6 protein-coding genes are annotated in these 9574 nt (G+C 33.0%); 3 read left to right on the top strand and 3 right to left on the bottom strand.

Annotation, left to right across the window (positions count from 1 at the left end):
* Both RMN92_RS10230 and RMN92_RS10225 read right to left on the bottom strand, forming a co-directional pair.
* Nucleotides 1–372: carboxypeptidase-like regulatory domain-containing protein (locus RMN92_RS10230; protein WP_309609351.1), on the bottom strand; the 372-nt coding region annotated here is incomplete at its 3' end.
* Between the two features lie 477 nt (nucleotides 373–849).
* Entirely contained in the window at nucleotides 850–2862 is a 2013-nt protein-coding gene (locus RMN92_RS10225; protein ID WP_309609350.1) for a glycosyl hydrolase family 95 catalytic domain-containing protein, read from the bottom strand.
* Nucleotides 2863–3225: 363 nt separating this feature from the next.
* Between RMN92_RS10225 and RMN92_RS10220 the strand changes: the two genes are divergently transcribed.
* Nucleotides 3226–4251: a LacI family DNA-binding transcriptional regulator gene (locus RMN92_RS10220; RefSeq protein ID WP_309609349.1), complete on the top strand. Its 1026-nt coding sequence runs from the start codon at nucleotides 3226–3228 to the stop codon at nucleotides 4249–4251.
* Between the two features lie 49 nt (nucleotides 4252–4300).
* Here RMN92_RS10220 and RMN92_RS10215 read toward each other — a convergent pair whose 3' ends face one another.
* Complete coding sequence (locus RMN92_RS10215; protein WP_309609348.1) at nucleotides 4301–4690, bottom strand: SPOR domain-containing protein; 390 nt, start codon at nucleotides 4688–4690, stop codon at nucleotides 4301–4303.
* 217 nt (nucleotides 4691–4907) lie between these two features.
* Between RMN92_RS10215 and RMN92_RS10210 the strand changes: the two genes are divergently transcribed.
* Both RMN92_RS10210 and RMN92_RS10205 read left to right on the top strand, forming a co-directional pair.
* Nucleotides 4908–6227 carry a c-type cytochrome gene (locus tag RMN92_RS10210; RefSeq protein ID WP_309609347.1) on the top strand — a complete coding sequence of 440 codons (1320 nt, stop codon included), beginning with the start codon at nucleotides 4908–4910 and terminating at the stop codon, nucleotides 6225–6227.
* Nucleotides 6228–6313: 86 nt separating this feature from the next.
* On the top strand, nucleotides 6314–9352 hold the full coding sequence (locus tag RMN92_RS10205; RefSeq protein ID WP_309609346.1) for a TAT-variant-translocated molybdopterin oxidoreductase: 3039 nt from the start codon (nucleotides 6314–6316) through the stop codon (nucleotides 9350–9352).
* The last annotated feature ends 222 nt before the right edge of the window (nucleotides 9353–9574 follow it).

Here is a 9574-nt window from a genome sequence, read left to right as displayed (position 1 = left end):
AATTTGATCAACTGCTCCAGTTGCATCTTTCTTTTTTACAGTTCCATAACCAATTACTACAACTTCCGATAGTTTGCTCGCTTCGTCTACCAATACTACATTGATGGTCGACTTCCCCGAAACATTTACTTCTTGAGTTTTGAAACCCATGTAGCTAAATACCAATACTGCGTTGGCTCCCACATTTTTCAAAGAATATGAACCATCAAAATTTGTTTGCGCTCCATTTGTTGTTCCTTTGACTAAGACAGAAGCTCCTGGAAGTGGATCGTTATTATCAGATACAGTTCCAGAAATACTTTGTGAGTGTATCAATGAAGAACAGAGCATCGTGAGAAAAACAATCAAGCATTTAAATATACTATTTTTCATACTTTGTAATTAAATTTTGTTAATAATTTAGTTGTTTGGTTATCAATGTAAATATAATTTTTATTTATTAAAACTTTAACAAAAAGCATAACTATTACCTTGTAGTATTAACGAAAACGTTTTCGATATAATAACTAATACTTCAAAAATTTGGTATTAAAATTATTCAATGAATAAAAAAAGTGTGAAAAAAAATGATTATGATATTTAAAAAAACTTTCTAGTGTATTTCGTCGGATTAATTTACAAAAAACACTATTCTAAATATATTGATACTTATTTGAAAAAATTAACTATTTAGAGCCGTAACTTCAATTAGTAAAATTCAGAATTTTAAAATAAAACAATTAGATAAGATTATGGAAAAAGTGATGGATACAAGTTTTTATTTATAAAACAGTGCTACAATAAATTAAAATCGTCATGAATTAAAATACTTGTAATTAAATAAAAAAGAGTTTAAATTATAATAAAGAATTATTCTTTTATAATAATAGTTTTATTCTCCAATCCCAAACCAATAATTTTTAAAGATTTCCAATTTTTAGGTAAAAGACCTTTGTTGTATTTAAGTCCTGAATCAGTTTGTTCTACACCACCAAAACCATAAATAATAGCTTGTAGCATAGCGCCAGCGCCAGTTGCAAAATAAGGATTGTTACTATTTGCCGATTCAGAAAAGACACCAAATGGAGGCCGACTATTAGGCAAATACGATTTTACATAATAGTTATATGCTTTTTCTCGATCACCTAATCGCGCATACAACACAGACAGCACGCCCGAAGCCATAGCTGGCCCGTCTTTTTTATCAATTTTATCAGTGTAATAAATAAGATCTTTTTCGATTTGGAATTTATCTGTAATAATGTGCAAAGGATAAGCGAGCAAATTGACATCGGCTTGTTTGATCATCTGTCCTTTATATCCTTTGTAGTTTTGTGTGATTCCATTTTCTTTATGAATAACTAATTTATCCGAAACTTTTACCCATTTTGGATTTATAGGTTCATTTAATATTTTGGCTGCTTTAATAGTATTGCGCAAAGCTTCAATAGCAGAAGCATTTGTAAAAGCATTGTCATCTACGTGTTGCGCATATTCATCGGCACCCACAACGTTTAAAATAGAATAACTACCATCTTGATTTTTAACAACTCGACTCACCCAAAAATCTGCCGTTTCTTTAAATACTTGCCACTCTTTTTTTAACCAAGATTTATCTTGAGTGTAAGAGTAATAATTCCAAAATGCAATGGCGACATCAGAAGTAATGTGTTGCTCAAAAATACCAGTTAGCGCCCAAGTGGGAGTTGCTTCTTCGCCAGTATCATCGGATTCCCAAGGATACATGGCGCCTTTGTAACCATAAATATAGGCTTTTTGTTTGGCTTTTTGCAATCTGTCTGATCGATAATCCAAACAAGATTTTGCCATTTCGGGTTGCAATGCTAAGAGTGTAGGATACATCCAAAGTTCGGTATCCCAAAAAATATGGCCGTTGTAACCTTGAGAAGACAGTCCCATTGGTGCAATACTCATTCTAGTATCAGCACGGATGAAAGAATATAAATTATACAACGCAAATCGTACCCGTTGTTGAGCCTCTAGATCGCCTTCTATTTGGATATCGCCTGTATTCCATAATTCAGCCCAAGCTTGTTTGTGTTGGTTTAATAACTTGTCGATTCCTTGTTGCAAAGCATAAATAGGCTGTCTTTCAGATTCGTTCAATGGGTCTTTAATGTCTTTTGAAGTACAAATACCACCTGCAATGGCAAATCGGTATTTTTGCCCTTTGACTAATTTTTTTATAAATCCAACTTCATTTCCTACTTGTTTTAAAACTTCACTTTGACCATCAAAAAGGAAAGTTGTGGCAGCAGAAACTACATATTTTCCTTTTAGTGTTTTTGCAATTGTACCAAAAACAGGCATAAGATATTGATTGTCTTTTAAAACACGATATTGACTTTTTGCTTCAATAAGTTCCTCTGGAACCGTCATGTAATTATTGGCGCTAATTTCAATGTCTTTATTTGGTGTTATTTCAACAATGGACATAGCAGAATATGGAATAGCTCTATTGGCTAATATGGAATAATTTATAGTTGCATAATCTTTGAATGAAAAAGAAGTGGTGCTGATACCATCTTTCATAGAAATTTGTTGACTCCAATTCTCAATATTCGTTGATTTTATTTCTTCTTTATTAATTAGGAGGCGAAGATTGAGAAACTCAATACCTCTTACCACTCGGCTTATGCCGTTTTCTGGACTGGAATCATAAACGCCATTGAGGATAATTTCTTTTGTTTTAAGTGGCGTATCATCAGTTACAATGCCTATTTGACCATTGGCCATAGCAACACCAAAATAATTTTCTCTAGAATTGGCATATAAATTCCATTCATCGGATTTCGTTTGACCAAAAACTATAGTAGTAAACCAAAAAAGTATCAAGGTTGTTTTTATATTCAAAGCTATCATTTTTAGATGTTTTTAAGAATGTCAAACTTATCTATTTTATTTGTCAAAAAATTGATTTTTAACAATATAATTATTTTTAAGTCAATCGAAAAGCTTTTCGGGATTTTTAAAATATCTATTTATTTCCAGAGTTGCATTTATTTGATTTTAGTTTAATAAAATTTGTAGCCTGTTTATAATCAATAAGAAATCATCAAAATGCTTTTATATTATACTACAAATGAATTTTCAGAATTTTCTAGGTAAAAAATTCGGTATCAGAATAAAAATCAATACATTGTAAATTAATTATATCAATAACTTCTATTTTATAGAAAATTAGTACTTAAACATTTATTTTTAAATCAATCATAAATTCAATTAATGAAAGATATTACTTTAAAAGAAATAGCAAAAAAACTAGGAATTTCTATAACAACAGTTTCAAAAGCCTTAAAAAATTATACCGATGTAAGCCCAAAAACCAAAAAAGCAGTAATTGAATTGGCAGAAAAATTAAATTTTACTCCGAATAATTATGCCATATATTTACGAACCAACGAATCCAAAACTATTGGATTAATTATTCCAGAAGTTGTGCATCATTTTTTTTCCAATGTAATCAATGGAATCATCCATCGAGCTGAAGAAAATGGTTATCTGGTTATTATTCTTCAATCGAATGAATCTTTAGAATTAGAAAAAAAGCAAGTAAACTTATTGATTAATAAAAGAGTAGATGGAATTATTATTTCGCTTTCCAACGAATCAAATAACGATGCCCATTTGAAAGAAATTTTGCGAAGAGAAATTCCTCTGGTTCAATTTGACAAAATTTCCAAACTTATAAAAAGTTCCAAAGTCATTATCAACGACCAAAAAGCGGCTATGGAAGCTGTTCAACATTTAATTGACAAAGGTTGCAAAAAAATTGCCCATATTCGTGGTCCATTAAATCCACAAAACGCTATTGATAGGTTTCTAGGTTACAAAAAAGCACTGGAAATTAATAATTTAAAATTTGATCAAAAATTAGTTTACACATGCAAAGAGGTGACTTTTGAAGAAGGGAAACTTTTTGCTGAACAAATATTAAAAGATCATCCTGATGTTGATGGTATTTTTGTAATTACAGATTTAGTTGCCATAGGCGTTTTGTCTTATTTTAATGAAAATAAAATTATTGTTCCCAATCAAATTAAGGTTATTGGATTTAGCAACTGGTTTATGGCGCAAGTTATTTCGCCAAAACTGAGCACTGTTGACCAACCAAGCTATGAAATGGGGTCTAAATCTTTTGATTTATTATTAGAAGAAATGATTTGCAAAAAAGAATCAAAACCATTCCTGTCAAAAATTGTAGAACTAGAAACTGCAGTTATCGAAAGAGAATCTACAAACAACAATTAAAACTACTATATTTTTGTTTTATCTGTTTTAAATTCATTCCTAAAAAAAATTATTTGTTTGGCTTAATTAAAAAAGCATTGGGATATTTTTTCTTAAAATCTTGTAGTTTTTTTTCAGCTTCAATTCTTGTTTTAAAATTTCCAACCCAAACTTTATATATAGGTGTATTAAAAACTATGGTAGCATCAATATCTTTATTTTTTTTTCTAAAATCTTGCAAAGCCACTTTACTAGTTTCACTATCGCCTGTAAATATTTGAATTTTAAATCGATCACTTAATGTTATAGAGGAGTTTATCTTTCTTTTTTCGTTCAAAAGCTGCTCGAATCTCTGATCTTGTGTTATGGATGTCTTTCCAGATTGTGCATAACAATTCGCAGATAGAATAACCAATACAATTAATTTAAAATCGATTCTCAAAAAACCTAAAATTCTCATAATGAATATATATTTACACAAAAGTACATTTTAAGTTATAATAGAAATCAAAAATTATTATTTAGAATAAATATAAATTAATAATTAAGATATAATTTGGTTTTTGAGAACAACACATAAGTCGTATTTTTGTGCAAGTTTTTTAATTGGTATATTGTGTTTAGTGCAATAAAAGCACTAATTGCAAAGCTAAATTTAGATGATAATCATTTAAGATATGAAAAAAGTGGGAAACCATAAATCGAATTTTAGGACAATAGCGTTAAGTTTAGCGTTGGTATTGTCCTTTTCATTAAGTTCTTCTGCCCAAACAGCAGTTGCTCCTCCAGTTGCAGTTGTTGCAGCCGCTGGAAATGCTGAAGCTGGTAAAGCGCTTTTTAATGCAAATTGTGCAGCTTGTCATAAGCTTGATGCAAAAATGACTGGACCTGCATTGCGTGGTGTTTCTCAACGACACAGTCGTGAGTGGCTTCAAAAGTGGATTCCAAATAGCAAAGGTCTTATTGCTGCTGGTGATCCAGAAGCATTAAAAATTTATAATGAATATAATAAAGTAGCTATGAATCAATTTCCGCAACTATCAGTAGCGGATATTGATAATATTATTGCTTATACCGATACACCAAAAGAAACGGTTGCAGCACCACCAACTCCGACAGATGGCGGTTCTGGTCAATCTTCAGAAGGTGGAATGTCAAACAATCTTGTCCTAGGTTTATTGGGTGTTGTATTGCTAGTTTTAATTGTCATGTTGTTTATGGTAAACAATGTTTTAAGCAAAATTGCCAAAAACAATGGTATTGAAGTAGTTCAAAAAGAAAAATCGTTACCCATTTGGAAAGCATTTGCCAAAAACCAATTTTTAATTCTAGTAACTGTCATATTGTTATTATTATCTAGTGCTTATGTGGTTTACGGATATCTTTCTCAAATAGGTGTAGATATTGGTTATGCGCCAATTCAACCTATACATTATTCACACAAAATTCACGCTGGCGAAAATCAAATTCAATGTAAATATTGCCACTCATCTGCCAGGGTCAGCAAACATTCTGGAATTCCTTCTTTGAATGTATGTATGAATTGCCATAAAAATATTGCAGAATTTGTAGGAAGCAAAGATTCGACTTACGTAGAATACACCAAAGAATTCTACACTGGAGAAATACAAAAATTATACGATGCTGTAGGTTGGGACAAAACCAATCAAAAATATACAGGAAAAACCAAACCTGTCAAATGGGTTAGAATTCATAATTTACCTGATTTTGTATATTTCAATCACGCACAACACGTTGCTGTAGGTGGTATTGAATGTCAAACTTGTCACGGGCCTGTTGAAACTATGGAAATTATGCGTCAGCATTCACCATTAACCATGGGTTGGTGTATCAATTGTCACCGCGAAACCAATGTAAAAATTGAAGGCAATGGATATTATACAAAAATTCACGAAGAACTTTCTAAAAAATATGGTGTAGACAAACTGACTGCAGCGCAAATGGGAGGTTTAGAATGTGGAAAATGTCATTGTTAAAAAGTTTATTCGGTTATTCGTTTATTTATTTAACCGAATAACGAATTACCAAATAATCAAATAAAACGAATAACCAATAAAAGAATATGTCATCAAACAAAAAATACTGGAAAAGTGTTGAAGAACTAGACGAAAATAGTTCTATTGTTGAGACGCTTAGAAATAACGAATTTGTGGAAGCCATTCCAACAAACGAATTTTTAGCGGATGCCGCTACTTTAGCCACATCTTCTACTACACGTCGTGATTTTCTTAAGTACGTTGGATTTAGTACTGCTGCAGCAACACTCGCTGCCTGCGAAGGTCCAGTGAATAAGTCTATACCATACGTGGTTCAACCTGAAGAAATTATCCCAGGCGTTGCAGATTATTATGCAACAACTGTAGCGGATGGTTTCGATTTTGCTAATATATTAGTAAAAACCCGCGAAGGTCGTCCAATTAAAATTGATAATAATAAAATTGAAGGCGCAAACTTTCATGCCAATGCTCGTGTTCACGCATCTGTATTGTCATTATATGATAGTATGCGTTTGAAAAACCCTAAAATTGATCATAAAAATGCCACTTGGGATCAAGCCAATTCAAGAATAAAAGCTAGTGTTGCCGATGCTAAAGCTAAAGGTGGAAAAATTGTCATATTAACGAATACTTCTGCAAGTCCATCAACAGATAGATTAATTTCCCAATTTGTTTCGGCTAATGCCAATGCAAAACATGTGACTTATGATGCCATTTCTTCATCAGAAGCTTTAGATGCTTTTGAAGCTATTTATGGCGAAAGAGCTTTGGCTGATTACGATTTTTCTAAAGCTTCAGTAATTGTTTCTGTCGGTGCAGATTTCTTAGGAGATTGGCAAGGTGGTGGTTTCGATTCAGGATATGCAAAAGGCAGAATTCCTCAAAACGGAAAAATGTCACGTCACTTTCAGTTTGAAGCCAACATGACATTGTCTGGTGCTGCTGCAGATAAGCGTGTGCCAATGACTATTTCCAACCAAAAACAAGCTTTAGTAAAAATATACAATACTATTACTGGAAGTTCAGTAACTACTTCAAAAACCGATAATGATGATGCGGTTGTCAAAGCGGCACAACAATTAAAAGTGGCTGGAAGCAAAGGTGTTTTGGTTTGTGGTATTGATGATAAAAATGCACAATTGTTAGTTCTAGCCATCAACCGTGCTTTGGGAAGTGAAGCTTTCAATCCATCAAATTCACGTCAAATCCGCAAAGGAAACAATGCTGATGTAAAACAACTAATAGCTGATATGAAATCGGGTGCTGTTCATACTTTAATTATGAATGGTGTAAACCCAATTTATACTTTACCAAACGGTGCGGCATTTGAAGAAGCTCTGAAAAAAGTAAAATTGTCTGTTGCTTTCTCTATGAAAGAAGACGAAACGGCTTCAAAAACCAATATTGCTGTGGCAACACCACATTATTTAGAATCTTGGAACGATGTAATAATTGTGAAAGGAAGCTATGCTTTGACACAACCTACTATTCGTCCTTTATTTAATACAATCCAATTTCAAGATGCCTTATTGTCTTGGACAGGAAATACTCAAAAATATTACGATTATCTTCGCGCTTCTTGGTCAGGATCTAAATCTTGGAATCAATTGGTTCACGATGGAGTAGCCGTTACAGAAGGTGTTACTTCAGGTTCTGGAGCTGGTGCCGATTTTAACGGAGCAGCTGCAACATTAGCCAAAGCTACGCCAACAAAATTAGAATTGGTTTTATATACCAAAACTGGATTGGGCGATGGACAACAAGCGAATAATCCTTGGTTGCAAGAATTTCCAGATCCAATAACAAGAGCATCTTGGGATAATTATGTTACTGTTTCTCAATCAGATGCCAAAGCATTGGAATTAGAAAACTGGAATGTAGCCAATGGCGGACTTAACGGAAGTTATGTGACTTTGACTGTAAATGGTAAGAAATTGGAGAAAGTGCCAGTTATTATCCAACCAGGTCAAGCTAAAGGAACAGTTGGTCTTGCATTAGGTTACGGTCGTCAAGCTGCTATGAAAGAAGAAATGATGGTTGGTGTAAATGCTTACTCATTATATAACAACTTCAATAATGTTCAATCGGTAAGTATAACTAAAGAAGATGGTGAACACGAATTTGCCTGTGTTCAATTGCAAAAAACATTAATGGGACGTGGTGATATCATCAAAGAAACGTCTCTTGAAATATTCAATACTAAAGATGAAGCAGAATGGAATCTTGTTCCTATGGTATCTTTAGATCACAAAGAAGTTGCAGCAACAACTGTCGATTTATGGGAATCTTTTGACCGTTCTGTCGGTCATCATTTCAATCTTTCTATCGATTTGAATGCGTGTACAGGTTGTGGCGCTTGCGTAATTGCTTGCCACGCCGAAAATAATGTACCAGTAGTTGGAAAATCTGAAGTAAGACGTAGTCGTGATATGCACTGGTTGCGTATCGATAGATATTATTCTTCTGAAACTACTTTCGATGGTGACAATAAAACCAAAGAAGGAAGTGAAGGATTGTTAGATACAGTTTCTACTTTACGTGGTATGGAAGAAGCTTCGGACAATCCGCAAGTGGCTTTTCAACCAGTAATGTGTCAGCACTGTAATCATGCACCTTGTGAAACAGTTTGTCCAGTAGCAGCAACGTCTCACAGTCGTCAAGGACAAAACCATATGGCTTATAACCGTTGTGTTGGAACTAGATATTGTGCCAACAACTGTCCTTATAAAGTGCGTCGTTTCAACTGGTTCTTGTACAATAAAAATGAAGAATTTGATTACCATATGAATGACGATTTAGGTCGTATGGTGTTAAATCCAGATGTAAATGTTCGTTCTCGTGGTGTTATGGAAAAGTGTTCTATGTGTATTCAAATGACACAAGCTACTATTCTGAATGCAAAAAAAGAAGGAAGACCTGTTGTAGATGGAGAATTCCAAACCGCTTGTTCAAACGCTTGTACTTCTGGTGCGATGAAATTTGGTGATGTAAATGACAAGGAAAGTGAAATAGTTACTTTGTCTGAAGACAAAAGAATGTATCACTTATTGGAACATATCGGTACAAAACCAAATGTTTTCTACCACGTTAAAGTTAGAAATTAGTAACAATAGGTATAAAGAAGAATTGTAAAATATAGATAAGAAAGAAGTTTTTTTAAAAATCTGAAATCTAAAATCTAGAATCTAAAATTAAATTATGTCGTCTCATTACGAAGCACCCATTAGAAAACCTTTGGTTATTGGTAGCAAAAGCTATCATGATGTTACTGTAGATGTAGCAAGACCAGTTGAAGGCAAAGCCAACAAACAATGGTGGACAGTATT

The organism is Flavobacterium sp. (genome assembly GCF_031363805.1).
Classification (GTDB): Bacteria; Bacteroidota; Bacteroidia; order Flavobacteriales; family Flavobacteriaceae; genus Flavobacterium.
Note: the sequence above shows the minus strand (reverse complement) of the source record. Positions and strands in the feature narration are given on the sequence as shown.

Coding starts and splice junctions, on each gene's coding strand:
- RMN92_RS10225 (WP_309609350.1), bottom strand. CDS start 2,862: ATGATAGCTTTGAATATAAAAACAACCTTGATACTTTTTTGGTTTACT.
- RMN92_RS10210 (WP_309609347.1), top strand. CDS start 4,908: ATGAAAAAAGTGGGAAACCATAAATCGAATTTTAGGACAATAGCGTTA.
- RMN92_RS10205 (WP_309609346.1), top strand. CDS start 6,314: ATGTCATCAAACAAAAAATACTGGAAAAGTGTTGAAGAACTAGACGAA.
- RMN92_RS10215 (WP_309609348.1), bottom strand. CDS start 4,690: ATGAGAATTTTAGGTTTTTTGAGAATCGATTTTAAATTAATTGTATTG.
- RMN92_RS10220 (WP_309609349.1), top strand. CDS start 3,226: ATGAAAGATATTACTTTAAAAGAAATAGCAAAAAAACTAGGAATTTCT.